This is a genomic window from Streptomyces sp. SudanB52_2052 (assembly GCF_964272415.1).
Lineage (GTDB): Bacteria > Actinomycetota > Actinomycetes > Streptomycetales > Streptomycetaceae > Streptomyces > Streptomyces olindensis.
The window spans coordinates 7,669,460-7,685,109 of record NZ_OZ186796.1; the positions used below are offsets into that span (position 1 = coordinate 7,669,460).

Sequence of the window (15,650 nt, forward strand, 5' to 3'; positions counted from 1 at the left end):
GACATGGGGTGCTGAATCACGAGTGCTCAGGGATGTCGTAGACCCACTCGTCCGCGAGCGCGGCCGCGACTTGGCGGAATTCCGCGAGCACGTCGAGGAATCCGGCGCGGCCCCACACCGCCAGTCCCAGGACGGTGACTCCCACGGCGGTGATGTGCACGGCCCCGGTGAGGTCCCGGCACGAGGCCGCGCGCATCGCCGACTCGTCCCCGCGGGCCCACGCCCGCGTCGCCTCGGCCGTGGCGAACTCGTAGTGCGGCGGCGCCGCGACGGCGACCTCGTCGCCCACCGCACCAGATCCTCCAGCCGGCACGGCCTGCCGGTCCAGACCGTCCAGCGCCTCGTGGACCGCGGCGGCGTCGTGGTCCGCATAGCCGCGGACGACATCCAGAGCCCGGTCACGAGGAGCCTTCTGCGCAGCGTCCCTCATGCACCAGGACCAGGCTCCGTCGTGCTCGTGCGGGTGGCCTGCGGCGCCTAGCCCGACGTTCTGATGGCGTGGTTGATCGCGGAGGCCACGTCCTCGGCGATGTGGGTGGGCCGATAGGGGTCCTGGGTCCAGGCACGTCCGTCCGTCACCCACACGCTTCGCAGACCGAGCGCGTGGGCGCCCGCGATGTCGGCGTGGGGCGAATCGCCGATGACCCAGGAGCCAGGGAGCGGGACACCGACGGCATCGGCTGCCGCCTGAAAGATCTCCGGGGCTGGTTTCTTGTGGCCGACCGCTTCGGAGACGACCCAGCCGTGGACGAGTCGGTCGAGTCCGGTCTTCCGGATCTTCGCTTCCTGCTGGGTGGTGCGCCCGTTGGTGACGATCGCGCAGGTCCAGCCGTCCGCCGCCGCTTGGGCCAGCGCCTCGCGGGCCGAGTCAGCCAGGACGACGCGGTCGGCGGCGCCGCTGTCGAGGAGGGCGCGGATGGCGGTGGTCGGCACGACGTCGCCGTATCGGTCGGTGAGGGCTGCGGCGACTTCGTCCCGCGCGGTGTAGCCGCCGGCGTCGATCGCCATCACCCAGGTGAGGTCGGATGTGGGCAGGTCGTGCTCGGCGAGAAAGTCGGTGACGGCGGCGCGAAAGGCCGCATCCCGGTCGACCAGGGTGTTGTCGAGGTCCAGCAGCAACAACGGCATGACCGGGAGTAGATCACGGAACCCGCGGACGCGGGCGGGGCCTTGTCATGCGAACCATTCCGATATATCGTTGACGCATCGCGACAGATCAACGATGGAATGGAGAGTGGTTGCGATGCGTACCCATGGTTTCGAGCACGGGCATGGCCACGGCGGACCGCGTCACGGTCGGGGCGGTTTCGAGGGGCTGCGGGCGGCCTTCGGTCCCTTCGGTCCGGGCGGCCCCGGCTGGGGCGGCCCCGGTGGTCCCGGTTTCGGTCCCGGTCCCTGGGGTGGTCGAGGGCGCGGCGGGCCGAGGGGAAGGGCGCGGCGCGGTGACGTACGGGCCTCGATCCTGGCCCTGCTGAAGGACCGGCCGATGCACGGCTACGAGATGATCCAGGAGATCGCCGAGCGCAGCGGCGGGGCGTGGAAGCCCAGCCCCGGCTCGGTGTACCCCACGCTTCAGTTGCTGGAGGACGAGGGCCTGATCGCGAGTGAGTCGGAGGGCGGCAAGAAGCTGTTCTCGCTCACCGAGGCGGGCCGTGCCGCGGCCGACGAGGGGCCCGAGGCGCCCTGGGAGGAGGCCTCCCGCGGGGTCGACTGGGAGGCCCTCGGCGAGATCCGCCAGGCCGGCTTCGGCCTGATGGAGGCCTTCGGCCAGGTCTGGAAGACCGGCAGCAAGGAGCAGCGGGAGAAGGCGCTCGGCGTCATCAACGACGCGCGCAAGAAGCTGTATCTGATCCTCGCCGACGAGGACTGAGACGGCCGGGACCGAGAGAGCCAGGACTGAGATGGCGAGGCCTGTGGCGGCGAGGGCCGTGACGGCGGAGCTGAGGCCGACCGCTGGTTCGACGAGCGCCCCTCGGAGTGATCCGGGGGGCGCCTCCGTGTTCCCGGGCGGCAGGCCTCGGACGTCCCGGCGGGCCTCAGGTCACCAGCCCGTCCAGCCTGCGCAGCGACTCGTCGAGGGCCGCCGTGGCCGAGTCCTTGAGCTTGCCCGCCATCAGGGACACCGTCGCGCCCGTGAACGCCCCGTCGATCCGGACCCTCGTCGCGTCGCCGTCGGGCGTGAGGGTGTAGCGCGTCGCCACGGTCACGGCCATCGGGCCCTGGCCGCGGATGGCGAGGACCCGGGCCGGTTCCAGCTCCTCGACGGTCCATTCCACCTCTGCCGGGAAGTTCATCAGCCGCATGTTCTCCCGGAAGGTCGCGCCGACTTCGAGCGGCTCGGGGCCGCCCGACGGGAAACCCGTGTGGGTCGTGTTCCACTCGCCGTACGCGGACCAGTCGGTGAGTCGGGCCCACACCGTCTCGGCCGGTGCCCCGATGCGTGACTCCGCGCTGACTTCGGCCATGCGACCACCTCTTCGAGTCGGGCTGGATGTCGCGGAACGTAGCCGGGACGGCTGCGATGTTCAATACTGACGAACCGTCAGAACTGGTACGTCCTCCGTAGGAAACAGCCTGATGTCCTCCGCAAGGAGGAGATTTCGGTCGGCGGAGTCCACTTCCCGTGGGACGCGAGAATGCTCCGCTCCGGGGATGTCCCGGGCCCTCGGAGCTGATGGGGTAGGGGATGTGCAACCCCGTATCCCCCGGCAGTCGGCCCATGAGCACGGCGTCCACCGCGCAGAGCACGATGCCGGGCTCAGTGACGAGCTGGCCTCGATGGTCGCCGGTGCCCGCCGCAGGGCGGTCCGGGACGGGGACCGGCAGATCGACACGGCCCATCTGCTCCACTCGCTGCTGGAGTCCGACCCCGACGCACGCGCCGTCCTCGGTGACGGACCGCGGATCGCGCGGCTGCTCGGCTACCTCGTCCAGCGCAGCATCGGCTACGGCCTGCGCTGGCAGAGCGGCGTCGAGGACTCCGGCGCCGTCCCCGTCGTCACGGAGGCCACGGGTTTCTCGCCACTGGCCGCGGCGTCGATGAAGTACGCCCGCGCACGCGCCGTGCGGCACGGCGGACCGGCCCGCGGTACCGACCTGCTCGCGGCGATCGTCGTGGATCCGCAGGCGCGCGCGGTCGAAGTGCTCGAACGCGCCGGGATCGACGCGCACGAGGTGCTCGCCCGGCTGGAGAACCGGTCCAGTCGGCCTCAGGAGTGCGTCGGCGGCGGCGAAACCGGCCGATGACCGGATCCGCGCGCCTCGTCCAGGCAGTGAGACAGGTGTCATAGGGGGTGACGCTCCTGTCGGAGCCTGACATCATGTGCCGGTGCGTACGTCTGACAGCAGTCCGAGCAGGCGCGGCAAGGGCGTGGGGCTCGGCCTCGCGATCCTGTCCGCGGTCGCCTTCGGCGGATCCGGGGTCGCCGCCAAACCGCTGATCGAGGCCGGCCTGGACCCGCTGCACGTGGTGTGGCTCCGGGTGGCCGGGGCGGCCCTGGTGATGCTGCCGCTCGCCGTCCGCCACCGCGCGCTGCTGCGCCGCCGCCCCGGACTGCTCGCCGGATTCGGCCTGCTGGCCGTCGCCGGTGTCCAGGCCTGCTACTTCGCCGCGCTCTCCCGTATCCCCGTCGGCGTGGCCCTGCTCATCGAGTACCTGGCACCCGCCCTCGTGCTCGGCTGGGTGCGGTTCGTGCAGCGGCGGCCGGTGACCCGTGCGGCGGCCGTCGGTGTCGTGCTCGCCGTCGGCGGACTCGCGTGTGTCGTCGAGGTGTGGTCGGGCCTCGGCTTCGACGCCCTGGGGCTGCTGCTCGCGCTCGGCGCGGCCTGCTGCCAGGTCGGCTACTTCGTCCTCTCCGACCAGGGCAGCGACGCCGGTGAGGAGGCGCCCGACCCGCTCGGCGTCATCGCCTACGGCCTGCTCGTCGGCGCGGCCGTGCTGACCGTCGTCGCCCGGCCCTGGAGCATGGACTGGTCGGTCCTCTCCGGCGCCGCGCACCTGGACGGCACGCCCGTCGCGGCCGTCGTCCTGCTGGGGTGGATCGTCCTCGTCGCCACGGTCGTCGCGTACGTCACCGGCGTGCTCGCCGTGCGCCGGCTCTCCCCGCAGGTCGCCGGAGTGGTCGCCTGCCTCGAAGCGGTCATCGCCACCGTCCTGGCCTGGGTCCTGCTCGGCGAGCACCTGTCGGCGCCGCAGATCGCCGGTGGCGTGATCGTGCTGCTGGGCGCGTTCATCGCGCAGTCCTCGACGCCCGCGAAGGGCTCCGACCGGCCGGTGGCCGGCGGCGGCCCGGAAAGGCAATTGTCGACCCCCGGGACGACCGCATAAGGTGCCGATCATGCCTTCGAACGCGCTCGTTCTTCCGCCTCCGGCCGCCTGAGGCGGGCCCTCCGGAAACCGCGCCCGGCGCGTCGCCGCCGGGCCGAACGGTGCTGCCCGCAGACGAAGTCCGTGGACCCCGCTGATCCCGACTGATCCGGGGCCCTTCCCGAACTTCCGCGCACCCGCCGACGCCCCTCGGGCGCGGTACGTCGTGCGCGTCTGCGGAGAGAACACGTGTCGAACACTGCCTCCGGCCTGCCTATCGGGCGAGGCCTCCTCTGTCTGATCGTCGCCGGTGCCGCCTGGGGCACCGCGGGCGCGGCTGCCTCCCTGGTCTACCAGGCCAGTGACATGGGGCCGATCGCCCTCTCCTTCTGGCGCTGCGCCACCGGCCTGGTCCTGCTGCTCGGCCTGCGCCTGCTGCGGTCACGCGCCGGCAGCCCCGTCCGCGAGCCGTCGCGCCGCAGGGCGCTACGGGCCGGTGTCACCGGATTGGGCCTCGCGGTCTTCCAGACCGCCTACTTCGCGGCCGTCTCGGCCACCGGCCTCGCCGTGGCCACCGTCGTCACGCTGGGCGCCGGGCCCGTGCTCATCGCGCTCGGCGCGCGACTGACGCTGGCCGAACGCCTGGGCCGGGGCGGGGCGGCCGCCGTCCTGGGCGCCCTCGCGGGGCTCGCGGTCCTCGTCCTCGGCGGCGGGGGAACGGCGGTACGCCCCGGCGGCGTGCTGCTCGCGCTGCTGTCCGCGGCCGGGTACAGCGTGATGACGCTGCTCACCCGGCGCTGGGGGCGCGACGGCGGGGCCGACGCCTCCCGTACGTCCGTCGACGCGTTCGCCGTCACGAGCCTGTGCCTGTTGCCGTTCGCGCTGGCCGAGGGGATCCTGCCGCACACCGGGGATCCGGTCCGGCTCCTGGTCCTGCTGGCGTACGTCGCCGCGGTCCCGACCGCCCTCGCCTACAGCCTCTACTTCGCGGGCGCGGCCGTCGTGCGGTCCGCCACCGTCTCTGTGATCATGCTGCTGGAGCCGGTGAGTGCGGCGGTGCTGGCCGTTGTCCTGCTCGGTGAGCGGCTGACGGTGGCGACGGTGGCCGGAACCCTGGTGCTGCTGGGGTCGGTGGCGGGACTCGCCGTGGGGGAGGCGCGGACGCCCGAGGCGCGGGTGGTGCGGGTGCGACGGCGGCCGCGGGCTGTCGTCGGCTGGTCGCGCAGTTCCCCGCGCCCCTAGAGGGCTAGGGGGTCACCTGCCCTGGAGGTAGTCGGGAAGTGCCGTGTCCGCGGCCAGAGCGGGGTCGGGGATCGGGGTGCCGTAGGTCCTGCGGACCGGCACGACTCCGGCCCAGTGCGGAAGGGCGAGGTCCTCCGGCTCGTCGTTGACGCCGCCGGTGCGGAGCTTGGCGGAGACCTCGTCCAGGTCCAGGCGGAGCACGGCCGTGGCGGCCAGCTCCTTCTTGTTGGCCGGCCGGGAGTCGGCGGCGCGGCCCGGTACGACGTGGTCGACCAGGGCGTCCAGGGCCTGCCGCTTCTCCTCGGGGTCCGTCACGTCACGGGCGACGCCGTGCACCACCACCGAGCGGTAGTTGATCGAGTGGTGGAAGGCGGAGCGGGCCAGGACCAGACCGTCGACGTGGGTGACGGTCAGGCAGACCGGCAGGCCCGGGTCGGCCTGACCGGCCGCCCGCAGCGGGCGCGAGCCCGTCGAGCCGTGCACGTAGAGCCGCTCACCGACCCGGGCGTACAGCGTGGGCAGCACCACCGGCGCGCCGTCGCGGACGAAGCCGAGGTGGCAGACGTAGGCCTCGTCGAGTATCGCGTGCACCAACTCCCTGTCGTACGAGGCCCGGTCCGGTGAGCGCGTGGGGACGGTGCGGTCGGTCGGCGGGTAGGCGGTGGCGGGCTGCGACGGCGTCTGCGTGCTCCCCTGCATGGCGCTCTCCATTGCACTAGTGCATAATCGGCTTTGTGCTAGGAGAGTATCCGATCAGTGGGCGTCGCGCAGCGGACATTTCCGCGAGCATCGAGCGGGCGGTGGGCGCCGGTGAGCTGCGGCCGGGTCAACCGCTGCCGCCCATGCGGGAGCTGGCCGAGCGGCTGGGAGTGAATCCGAACACGGTCGCGGCCGCGTACCGGACCCTGCGCGAGCGCGGGGTCATCGAGACCGCGGGCCGGCGCGGCAGCCGGGTGCGGCCGGCGCCCGCCACGACCGGGCGGGACCACATCAGGGTGGACGTCCCCGCGGGCGTGCGCGACGTGGCGAACGGCGATCCGGATCCGGCGCTGCTGCCGCCGCTCGCGGGCGCGTTCGCGGGGGCCGCCGCCGAGGGCGACCGGGCGCCCGTGATGTACGGGGACGCCCCCGTGGAGCCGGAGCTGGCCCGGATCGCCCGCGCCGGTCTGGACGCCGACGGGGTGCCGGACGGGCCGCTCGCCGTGGTCTCGGGGGCGCTCGACGGCGTCGAACGGGTGCTGGCGGCCCACCTCAAGCCCGGCGACACCGTCGCCGTGGAGGACCCCGGCTGGGGCCGCACCCTGGACCTCGTGCCGGCGCTCGGACTGCGGACCGCCCCCGTCGGCGTCGACGACGAGGGCCCGTACGCCGATGACCTGCGCCGGGCGCTGGAGGCCGGGGCGCGCGCCCTGATCGTCACCGACCGGGCGCAGAACCCCACCGGTGCCGCGGTGAGCGCCGCACGCGCGCGTGCCCTGCGGTCCGTGCTCCGGGAGCACCCGGAGACCCTGCTGATCGAGGACGACCACGCCCACGGCATCGTCGACGTGCCGCTGCACTCGCTGGCCGGGGCGACCCGGCACTGGGCCTTCGTCCGGTCGGCCGCCAAGGCCTACGGCCCCGATCTGCGCCTCGCCCTGCTCACGGGGGACGCGGTCACCGTCGACCGGGTCCGCGGTCGGCAGCGGCTCGGGCCCGGCTGGGTGAGCCGGCTGATGCAGCGGGCCCTGGTGCGGCTGTGGGCCGACGGCGCTGTGGACACGGCCCAGGTGGCGGCGGCGTACGGGCGGCGCCGGGACGCGCTGATCGGCGCGCTCGAACGGCGCGGTGTCGCGGCGCACGGGCGCAGCGGCATGAACGTCTGGGTGCCCGTGCCGGACGAGACCGGGGCCGTCGCCCGGCTGCTGCACGCCGGCTGGGCCGTCGCCCCCGGCGCCCGCTTCCGGATGAGCGCGCCGCCCGGCATCCGCGTCACCGTCTCGACGCTCACCGAGGGCGAGACCGAGGCGCTGGCCGACGCGATCGCCTCGGCCCTCGGCCCCGCCCCGGCGCGCAGTTACGTCTGAGGCGCCCGCCGGGGCTTCGGCCGCACCTGCGTGAGCGCCGCCCCCGTCAGCACGATCACCGCACCGACCGGTGTCGACCAGGTGAGCGACTCGCCGAGGAGCGCGACGCCCGCGGCCGTGGCGATGACCGGGATGAAGTACGTGACCATCTGCGCGGTGGTCGGGCCGACTTCGGCGACCAGGCCGTACTGGAGGAGCACGGCGACGCCGGTGCCCAGGGCGCCCAGGGCGGCGATCGCCAGCAACGGCACGACGGACACGCGGGTGGGCAGGGAAGTGAACAGCGGTGTGACGACGACCAGTTGGACCGTCGCGAGCAGCAGCTGCGCGCCGGTCATCGACAGGTGCGAACCGCCGGTGCCCGCCAGGGTGCGCCGGACGTAGATCCAGCCGACGGGGTAGCTGAGGGACGCGAGCAGGGCCAACGCCGTGCCCGTGGCGTCCAGGCCGTGGAAGCCCTGCCAGGCGCCCAGCACCGTGAGCACTCCGAGGAAGCCGAGGCCGAGCCCGGCGACCCGCACCCGCGTCGGGCGGTCCTCCGACAGGGCGACCAGGGACAGCGCCATGCCCCACAGCGGCGAGGTCGCGTTGCAGATGCCCGCCAGCGTGGAGGGGATGGTCAGTTCGGCGTAGGCGAACAGCGAGAACGGCAGGGCGTTGAGCAGGAACGCGGCGACCGTCAGATGGCCCCAGGTGCGCGCGCCGCGCGGCAGTCGCTCCCGGCGCACCGCCATCGCGGCGGCCAGCACCGCCGCGCCGAACACCAGGCGGCCGAGCGTGACCTGGAACGGCGCGTATCCCTCGGTGCCCACCTTGATGAGCAGGAAGCTGAAGCCCCAGATCAGCGAGAGGGCGGCGAACCGGATCCGCCAGTCGAGGCGGGGCCCGGGGCGGTCGGGCGAGGCGGGGGTGATCCGGCCGGAGGCGGTGGTGGCGGTGCTCATGGACGCCACGATGCTGGAGAAGAACCTCTTAGCACAATCGAGATTTCGCACCCGGTATTGCGTAGCATTGCTTACGTGTTGAATCTGGAGCGCCTGCGCACCCTCGACGCCCTCGCCCGGCACGGCTCGGTCAGCGGCGCGGCCGAGGGGCTGCACATCACGACGTCCGCCGTCTCGCAGCAGATGTCCAAGCTGGAGCGGGAGGTGGGCCAGCAGCTCCTCGCCAAGAACGGCCGGGGCGTACGGCTCACCGACGCCGGGCGGCTGCTCGCCGAGCACGCCGCGCGCATCCTGTCCCAGGTCGAACTCGCCCAGTCGGATCTGGAGGCGCAGCGCGGGCAGGTCGTCGGCGAGCTCAGACTGTCGGCCTTCCCGACGGCCGCGCGCGGGCTGTTCCCGCACGCGCTGTCCGCCCTGCGCGAGGCGCACCCCGCGCTCCGGCTGCGCTCCTGCGAGCTGGAACCGGAGGACGGCATCGCCGGGGTCGTGCGCGGCGACCTCGACCTCGCCGTGGTGCTCGACTGGTACAACAAGCCGATGGCGTTGCCCGACGGCCTGGTCAAGGCGTCGATCCTGGACGACCCGGCCGAGGTCGCCATGCCGGTGGACCACCGGCTCGCCGGGCGCGACGAAGTGGATCTCACCGAGTTCGCCGAGGACGAGTGGATCACCTGGGGCGAGGGCGAGTTCTGCCACGAGTGGCTCATGTTCACGCTCCGCTCCAAGGGCGTCGAGCCGATCGTCGGCCACCGCGCCGCCGAGAACCACACGCAGCTCGCGCTGGTCGCCGCGGGGCTCGGGGTGTGCGTCGCCCCGCTGCTCGGCCGCCATCCCGTGCCGACCGGAGTCGTGACCGTCCCGCTCAAGCAGCGGGTACGGCGGCACGTCTACGTCGTCTGGCGCGCGGACGCCGACCGCCGCCCGTCGATCCGGGCGGCGGTGAAGGCGCTGCGGGCGGCGGGGGAGAGCGTCGGCTGAGACCGCCCGGCGAGAGCCTGCCCCCGACCACGGGAGGCCGCCAACCCCTCCAAAGGACCTACCGTGCCCCCAGCTTGCGGAAGTCCCAGGAGACGATCTTCTCCGGGGTCAGCCGCACCCAGGCGTGCCGGCCGTCGTGCGGCATCTCATCCAGGCCGAAGTTCTTCCGGGCGAACAGCGTCTCCGGCACGTCGAGTTCGGCGCGCAGCTCGCCCGTGCGCGGGATCTCGCCGACGAACTCGACGGTGCCCGACAACTCGGCACCGCGCAGCTCGTCGTACTCCTCGCCCGTGTCGACCACGATCGCCACACGCGGATCGCGCCGCAGGTCGGCCCACCGCTTGCTGCGCACGACCGAGTACAGCCACATCGAGGTGCCGTCCCAGGCGAACCACAGCGTGCTCACGTGCGGAGCGCCGCCCGCCGAGACCGTGGCGACCCGGCAGGTGCGCTGCGTGGTCAGGAAGTCGTCCAGCTCGCCCGGCGTCATCATGATCTTCCGGCCCCGGCGCTGCTGCGTGACGGTCATGCTCCCCCTCTTTCTTCTCCCACGTCGTGTCAGAGGAGATCCTCTGACATCACGTCAGAAAAGAATGAGTTCTCTTCCGTCGGCGCGCAACGCTTCCGTCCGTGCGCAACGGTGGCTACGCTCGCCCGCCCAGCCGCCGGCGACAGGGGGAAGCCGTGCCCTCGTACGCGGAGCTCAGCGAACTCCTCGATCCGGACACCACCGTGCTGCTCACCGTCGAGTGCCAGGAGGGCGTCGTCGGGAAGGACAGCGCGCTGCCCGAACTCGCCGAAGAGGCAGGCTCCAGCGGGATGCTCACCCACGTGGCCCGCCTGGTCGCCGCCGCCCACGAGCGCGGTGTCCAGGTCGTGCACGCCGTCGCCGAGCGCCGGCCCGACGGCCGGGGTTCCAGCCGCAACGCCCGTCTCTTCCGCGCCGCCGCCCGCCTGCCCGTCAAGCAGTTGGCCGGCACGCCGGCGGTGCGGGTCGCCGCCCCGATCGAGGTCGCCGACGAGGACCTCGTCGTACGGCGCCTGCACGGCCTGTCGCCCCTCCAGGGCACCGACGTCGACCCGCTGCTGCGCAACCTGGGCTGCCGCACGCTGATCGTCACCGGTGTCTCGGCCAACGTGGCGATACCCAACGCCGTGTTCGACGCGGTGAACCGCGGCTACACCGTCGTGGTCCCGGCCGACGCCATCGCGGGGGTGCCCTCCGACTACACCCCCGCGATGATCCGCCACACCCTCGCGTTGGTCGCCACGGTCGCGACCACGGACGAGGTGCTGGCGTGTCTGGGGCGTCGGGGCGGGGTCAGGCGAGCGTGATGGAGTCGCCGTTCACGGTCACCTGCTTCGCCTCCAACGGCTTGACCGCGGGGCCCTTCTTCACGCTGCCGTCGAGGACGGAGAACTGACTGCCGTGGCAGGTGCAGGAGATGATGTCGTCCTTGAGGTCCACCATCGGGCAGTTCTGGTGGGTGCAGATCGTCGAGAAGGCCTTGAAGTCACCCGCGGCCGGCTGCGAGACGACGACCTTCTCGTCCTTGAAGATCTTGCCGCTGCCCTCGGGGATGTCGGCGGTCTTCGCGAGCGCCGCGCCACCGGCTCCCGCCCCGGCGGACGAGCCGCCCTCGGAGTTCGTCGCGCCGCCGCCCGCGGCGCCCTGCTCGGTGGACGAGTCGGACGCCTTGTCGTCCGAGCCGCACGCCGTCAGCGCCACGGTGAGCCCCGCCGCGCCGACCGCCGCCACGACGGCACGGCGGTTCGGTCCCGACACCGGCTGAACTGATTCGCTGGTCATGCTGACGTTCCTTCCGGGGATTCCTGATCTGCGGAGAGGTACGGTCCTTGGGGACCGGCTGTTCAGACAACGTCGAAATCCTGACCCGTCCGCCCAGCGCCGTGGGTAAAACGGAGCTGTCGGTTCGCTGTCGGGTTCCGGCGCGCCGGCGCGAGGCCGTCGCCCATGGCGGCGCCCGACCACGGCGGGCACCGACCGGCTGGCCGAGGCCGCCCCGCGCACACGGCCGACCCGCTCGCCAACGACCAGGACTGGCACCTGGTGCTGTGGCTGCGAGCACAGGCACAGGCGGGTGACCAGGTCGGGTAGTCGGCGGCCGCGGAGGCAACAGTGGGTTCTCCGCAGCCGCGGAGGAACAGCGGGCCCTCCGCCGACCGGGGAGGTTACGGCCGTACAGGCGCTTTCTCGGAGGGGAGGCGTGTGCGGTTGCGGGCCGGTCGCCGGTCGGCCGCCCAGACGGCCAGCCCGCAGGCAGCGAAGCCGGCGCCGAGCAGGCTGGAGCCCGCCCAGCCGTGGGCGGTGAAGAGGGCGGTGGTCGCGGCTGCGCCGAGGGCGGAGCCGAGGGAGTAGAAGACCATGTAACCGCCGATGACGCTGCTGACGCGATCCCGATACAGGGCGGTGAGCACGTGCTGGTTGCTCACGTGCACGGCCTGGACCGCGAAGTCGAGGAGCACGATCCCGGCGACGAGGAGCCACAGTGACCACGGCAGCTGTGCGATCGCGGTCCACGAGAGGACGAGCAGGGCGAGCGCGAGACCGGTGACCGGGACCGCCCCGCCCGCATCCGCCCACCGTCCCGCGCGTGCCGCGCCGAGCGCGCCGGCGAGCCCGGCGACGCCGAACAGTCCGATCTGGCTCTCCGTCAGCTGCCACGGCGTGTCCGCGAGCGGCAGGGCCAGTCCGCTCCACAGGCTTCCGAACGACGCGAACAAGAAGAACGCGATGAGCCCGCGCGTCAGGAAGAGCCGCTGCCCGAACAGTCCGCCGAGTGAGACGACGACCTTCCTGTATCCCGCGGTTGAGGTGGAGCGCTCCTCCGACGGCAGTGCGACGAGCACGAGAGCCGCGAGCCCGAGTGACAGCACCGCGAGCACGGCATAGACGCTCCGCCAGCCCCACATCTCGGCGAGAGCGCCGGTGACGACCCGCGCGCCCAGGATGCCGACCACCACGCCCGAGGTCACGACACCGATGTTCCGCCCGCGTTCGGCAGGCCGGGAGACCGACGCGGCGTAGGCCACCGCGGTCTGTACGACGACCGCGAACATCCCGGCCGTCGCGAGCCCCACGAACGCCACCCATGCGGCCGGTGCCGAGGCCGTGAGGGCCATGCCCGCCGCGGTGATCAGGAGGTGCACGGCGATGAGCCGGCGCCTGTCGACCACGTCCCCGAGCGGCACCAGCAGCACCAGTCCTGCCAGATAACCGAACTGGCCGGCCGCGACGATCCATCCGGCGAGCCCCGCCGACACCCCGAGATCGCGTCCCATCGGCTCCAGAACCGGCTGCGCGGCGTAGATGCCCGCGACCGCCACAGCGCACGCCACCGCGAGCAGTAAACGCCGCCGGGCATCCATCCCACACCAACCCCAATCAGTAGCTGATTGCAACCAATTTGACCGTACGGCAGTATGGTCTCGATCCGCAACTCATGGGAGGTGTCATGCCGCGCGACGCCACGGGCGCCTCGAACCCTGACTGGACCGACCCCGACTGCCCCGTCGCCCGCACGCTCGACCTCGTCGGCGACAGGTGGAGCCTGCTCATCGTCCGCGACGCGATGGACGGGGCGCGATCGTTCACCGAGTTCCAGCGCCGGACCGGCATCGCCCGTAACGTCCTCACCGATCGCCTCCGCAAGCTCACCGCTCACGGGCTCGTCGCCCAGCGCACCGCACCGTCGGGCCGCCGTCAGCAGTACGTGCTCACCGACGCCGGCCGCGATCTCTTCCCCGTCATCGTCGCTCTGCGACAGTGGGGAGAACGCAACGCCTTCGCCCCCGGTGAGACGCACTCCGTCCTTGTCGACCGGCACGGGAACCCGGTTCCGGCCATCGCGCCGACCAGCGCCGACGGCACTGCCCTCGACGCCGACACCACTCACGTGCGGAAGGCCCCATAACGGCGGAGATCACCGGCGGTTACTATGCTCACCTCCTGCCGGAGGCCGGGGGCAAGGGCCGCATCGGGCCCCTCCGAGGCCGGTCGTGGACTGCAAGGCTGAAGAGACGGATGGCCCGGGACATGCTGGAAGAGGTCACCGCGACCCGCTACATCACGCCCCTGCGTGAGGGTGGTTCGCTGCCGGGACTCGTCGAGGCCGACGACTTCGGCACGTACGTCCTGAAGTTCACCGGCGCGGGACAGGGCCGCAAGACGCTCGTCGCCGAGGTGGTCTGCGGGGAACTCGCCCGCCGGCTGGGACTGCGCGTGCCGCGCCTGGTCACGGTCAGGCTCGACGCGGAGCTGGGACTCGGCGAGCCCGACGAGCAGGTCCAGGGCCTGCTCAGGTCCAGCGGCGGCACCAACCTCGGCATGGACTTCCTCTCCGGCGCGCTCGGTTTCGACCCGCTCGCCTTCCGGGTGAGCCCGGAAGAGGCCGGGCGGATCGTCTGGTTCGACGCGCTGGTCAACAACGTCGACCGGTCCTGGCGCAACCCCAACCTGCTGATGTGGCGGGGCGAGTTGTGGCTCGTCGACCACGGCGCGACGATGATCTGGCACCACAACTGGCGCGGTGCCGAGGCCTCGGCGGCCCGCCCCTACGACGCCTCCGACCACGCGCTCGCGCCCTTCGCGCCCGACATCGCCGCCGCGGCGGCCGAGTTGGCTCCCCGGATCACCGAGCGGCTCCTCGCCGAGGTCACCGCCCGGATCCCCGACTCCTGGCTGGCGGACGAGCCCGGCTTCGACACACCGGACGACCTGAGGCAGGCCTACGCGCGCCCGCTGCTCGCCCGGGCCGCCGTCATCCACGACCGCATCCAGGGAATCAAGTGAGCGACCGGCACATCATCAAGGGCGGCCCCCGGGACCGCCAGATCTACGAGTACGCCGTCCTGCGCGTGGTCCCGCGCGTCGAGCGCGGCGAGTGCATCAACGCCGGGGTGCTCCTGTACTGCCGCGCCGAGGCCTACGTCGGCGCGCGCACCCACCTGGACGAGACCCGCCTGCTCGCCCTCGACCCGCAGGCGGACGTGGCCGGTGTCCGGGCCGCCCTCGGCGCCGTGGAGAGGCTCTGCGCGGGCGGTACGGCGGCGGGCCAGGCCGCGGCCGACGACCCCGGCCGCCGCTTCCGCTGGCTGGTCGCCCCCCGGTCCACGATCGTCCAGCCCGGACCCGTCCACACCGGCCTGACGCGAGATCCGGCGGCGGAGACGGAGCGGCTGCTGGACCTCCTGGTGAGGTGAGAGGGGCCCGGCGGGGCCGGGGGATGGATCACATGGCCGAGCTGGCCGTTGACACCGCGTGCCAGGGCTTCTAGCGTCACACCCACTGAAGGTACTAAGCGGTCGCTCACCCGAGGAGAAGCAGCCATGTCCACCACTGAGCAGCGGGTCGCCGTCGTCACCGGTGCCGCGCGCGGCATCGGCGCCGCCACCGCCGTACGACTGGCCGCCGAGGGCCGCGCGGTCGCCGTGCTCGACCTCGACGAAGCCGCCTGCAAGGACACCGTCGAGAAGATCACCGCCGCCGGTGGCAAGGCCATCGCGGTCGGCTGTGACGTCTCGGACGAGGCGCAGGTCGAGGCGGCCGTCGCGCGGATCGTCGAGGAGCTCGGCGCGCCGACCATCCTGGTCAACAACGCGGGCGTGCTGCGCGACAACCTGCTGTTCAAGATGAGCGTCTCCGACTGGGACACCGTCATGAACGTGCACCTGCGCGGCGCCTTCCTTATGTCCAAAGCCTGCCAGAAGCACATGGTGGACGCGGGCTTCGGCCGGATCGTCAACCTGTCGTCGTCGTCCGCGCTCGGCAACCGCGGCCAGGTGAACTACTCGGCCGCCAAGGCGGGCCTGCAGGGCTTCACCAAGACCCTCGCCAAGGAGCTCGGCAAGTTCGGCGTCACCGCCAACTCCGTCGCCCCCGGCTTCATCGCCACCGAGATGACCAAGGCCACCGCCGAGCGCGTCGGCATGGGCTTCGAGGACTTCAAGGCCGCCGCCGCCACGCAGATCCCGGTGGCCCGGGTCGGTGAGCCGGACGACATCGCCAACGCCATCGCCTTCTTCACCGGCGAGGCCGCCGGGTTCGTCTCCGGCCAGGTGCTGTACGTGGCCGGCGGACCGCTCGACTAAGGG

The 15,650-nt window shown here is 72.7% G+C and carries 20 protein-coding genes; 12 read left to right on the top strand and 8 right to left on the bottom strand.

Annotated elements, in window-relative coordinates:
* Positions 1-16 precede the first annotated feature (16 nt).
* Positions 17-430, bottom strand: coding sequence for a hypothetical protein (locus tag ACSUPV_RS34430; RefSeq protein WP_436949174.1), 414 nt, complete (start codon positions 428-430; stop codon positions 17-19).
* Positions 431-477: 47 nt separating this feature from the next.
* The gene (locus ACSUPV_RS34435) at positions 478-1,128 is read right to left on the bottom strand and encodes an HAD family hydrolase (RefSeq protein WP_436949175.1); all 651 of its coding nucleotides are present in this window, start codon (positions 1,126-1,128) and stop codon (positions 478-480) included.
* A 115-nt stretch (positions 1,129-1,243) separates the two neighbouring features.
* Here ACSUPV_RS34435 and ACSUPV_RS34440 point away from each other — a divergent pair, with 115 nt between their 5' ends.
* Positions 1,244-1,870: a PadR family transcriptional regulator gene (locus ACSUPV_RS34440; RefSeq protein ID WP_359790660.1), complete on the top strand. Its 627-nt coding sequence runs from the start codon at positions 1,244-1,246 to the stop codon at positions 1,868-1,870.
* Between the two features lie 166 nt (positions 1,871-2,036).
* On the opposite strand, the gene ACSUPV_RS34445 is transcribed toward ACSUPV_RS34440, so the two are convergent.
* A complete protein-coding gene (locus ACSUPV_RS34445; protein WP_031115105.1) occupies positions 2,037-2,465 on the bottom strand; it encodes a type II toxin-antitoxin system Rv0910 family toxin in 429 nt (142 codons plus the stop codon).
* A 223-nt stretch (positions 2,466-2,688) separates the two neighbouring features.
* Here ACSUPV_RS34445 and ACSUPV_RS34450 point away from each other — a divergent pair, with 223 nt between their 5' ends.
* From ACSUPV_RS34450 to ACSUPV_RS34460, 3 genes are all read left to right on the top strand, one after another.
* Positions 2,689-3,246 (top strand): Clp protease N-terminal domain-containing protein, encoded by a 558-nt coding sequence (locus ACSUPV_RS34450; protein ID WP_359790658.1) that lies wholly within the window; start codon positions 2,689-2,691, stop codon positions 3,244-3,246.
* A 76-nt stretch (positions 3,247-3,322) separates the two neighbouring features.
* Positions 3,323-4,327 (top strand): EamA family transporter, encoded by a 1,005-nt coding sequence (locus ACSUPV_RS34455; RefSeq protein WP_031115103.1) that lies wholly within the window; start codon positions 3,323-3,325, stop codon positions 4,325-4,327.
* 228 nt (positions 4,328-4,555) lie between these two features.
* Positions 4,556-5,548: a DMT family transporter gene (locus tag ACSUPV_RS34460; RefSeq protein WP_051649313.1), complete on the top strand. Its 993-nt coding sequence runs from the start codon at positions 4,556-4,558 to the stop codon at positions 5,546-5,548.
* A gap of 12 nt (positions 5,549-5,560) precedes the next feature.
* Here ACSUPV_RS34460 and ACSUPV_RS34465 read toward each other — a convergent pair whose 3' ends face one another.
* On the bottom strand, positions 5,561-6,247 hold the full coding sequence (locus ACSUPV_RS34465) for a pyridoxamine 5'-phosphate oxidase family protein (RefSeq protein WP_037768419.1): 687 nt from the start codon (positions 6,245-6,247) through the stop codon (positions 5,561-5,563).
* Positions 6,248-6,282: 35 nt separating this feature from the next.
* Between ACSUPV_RS34465 and ACSUPV_RS34470 the strand changes: the two genes are divergently transcribed.
* A complete protein-coding gene (locus ACSUPV_RS34470; protein WP_037768421.1) occupies positions 6,283-7,614 on the top strand; it encodes an aminotransferase class I/II-fold pyridoxal phosphate-dependent enzyme in 1,332 nt (443 codons plus the stop codon).
* On the opposite strand, the gene ACSUPV_RS34475 is transcribed toward ACSUPV_RS34470, so the two are convergent.
* Complete coding sequence (locus ACSUPV_RS34475; protein WP_436949176.1) at positions 7,605-8,558, bottom strand: DMT family transporter; 954 nt, start codon at positions 8,556-8,558, stop codon at positions 7,605-7,607. The genes ACSUPV_RS34470 and ACSUPV_RS34475 overlap by 10 nt on opposite strands.
* A 75-nt stretch (positions 8,559-8,633) precedes the next feature.
* Between ACSUPV_RS34475 and ACSUPV_RS34480 the strand changes: the two genes are divergently transcribed.
* On the top strand, positions 8,634-9,536 hold the full coding sequence (locus tag ACSUPV_RS34480) for a LysR family transcriptional regulator (RefSeq protein WP_031115097.1): 903 nt from the start codon (positions 8,634-8,636) through the stop codon (positions 9,534-9,536).
* A gap of 58 nt (positions 9,537-9,594) precedes the next feature.
* Here ACSUPV_RS34480 and ACSUPV_RS34485 read toward each other — a convergent pair whose 3' ends face one another.
* Positions 9,595-10,065 (bottom strand): pyridoxamine 5'-phosphate oxidase family protein, encoded by a 471-nt coding sequence (locus tag ACSUPV_RS34485; RefSeq protein ID WP_436949177.1) that lies wholly within the window; start codon positions 10,063-10,065, stop codon positions 9,595-9,597.
* Positions 10,066-10,220: 155 nt separating this feature from the next.
* Between ACSUPV_RS34485 and ACSUPV_RS34490 the strand changes: the two genes are divergently transcribed.
* Complete coding sequence (locus ACSUPV_RS34490) at positions 10,221-10,871, top strand: cysteine hydrolase (RefSeq protein ID WP_031115095.1); 651 nt, start codon at positions 10,221-10,223, stop codon at positions 10,869-10,871.
* On the opposite strand, the gene ACSUPV_RS34495 is transcribed toward ACSUPV_RS34490, so the two are convergent.
* Positions 10,858-11,346 (bottom strand): Rieske (2Fe-2S) protein, encoded by a 489-nt coding sequence (locus tag ACSUPV_RS34495; protein ID WP_037768426.1) that lies wholly within the window; start codon positions 11,344-11,346, stop codon positions 10,858-10,860. The genes ACSUPV_RS34490 and ACSUPV_RS34495 overlap by 14 nt on opposite strands.
* Before the next feature lie 165 nt (positions 11,347-11,511).
* On the opposite strand from ACSUPV_RS34495, the gene ACSUPV_RS34500 reads away from it, so the two are divergent.
* The gene (locus ACSUPV_RS34500; protein ID WP_382614345.1) at positions 11,512-11,655 is read left to right on the top strand and encodes a hypothetical protein; all 144 of its coding nucleotides are present in this window, start codon (positions 11,512-11,514) and stop codon (positions 11,653-11,655) included.
* A gap of 74 nt (positions 11,656-11,729) precedes the next feature.
* Here ACSUPV_RS34500 and ACSUPV_RS34505 read toward each other — a convergent pair whose 3' ends face one another.
* Entirely contained in the window at positions 11,730-12,926 is a 1,197-nt protein-coding gene (locus tag ACSUPV_RS34505) for an MFS transporter (RefSeq protein WP_436949178.1), read from the bottom strand.
* Positions 12,927-13,012: 86 nt separating this feature from the next.
* On the opposite strand from ACSUPV_RS34505, the gene ACSUPV_RS34510 reads away from it, so the two are divergent.
* From ACSUPV_RS34510 to fabG, 4 genes are all read left to right on the top strand, one after another.
* Positions 13,013-13,471 (top strand): winged helix-turn-helix transcriptional regulator, encoded by a 459-nt coding sequence (locus tag ACSUPV_RS34510; protein WP_031115092.1) that lies wholly within the window; start codon positions 13,013-13,015, stop codon positions 13,469-13,471.
* A gap of 122 nt (positions 13,472-13,593) precedes the next feature.
* Positions 13,594-14,349, top strand: a complete 756-nt coding sequence (locus tag ACSUPV_RS34515) for a HipA family kinase (RefSeq protein ID WP_031115091.1) — start codon at positions 13,594-13,596, stop codon at positions 14,347-14,349.
* Positions 14,346-14,759: a DUF3037 domain-containing protein gene (locus ACSUPV_RS34520; RefSeq protein ID WP_031115090.1), complete on the top strand. Its 414-nt coding sequence runs from the start codon at positions 14,346-14,348 to the stop codon at positions 14,757-14,759. The genes ACSUPV_RS34515 and ACSUPV_RS34520 overlap by 4 nt, the downstream gene beginning before the upstream one ends.
* 126 nt (positions 14,760-14,885) lie before the next feature.
* Complete coding sequence (fabG, locus tag ACSUPV_RS34525) at positions 14,886-15,647, top strand: 3-oxoacyl-ACP reductase FabG (RefSeq protein ID WP_037768431.1); 762 nt, start codon at positions 14,886-14,888, stop codon at positions 15,645-15,647.
* Positions 15,648-15,650: the final 3 nt, after the last annotated feature.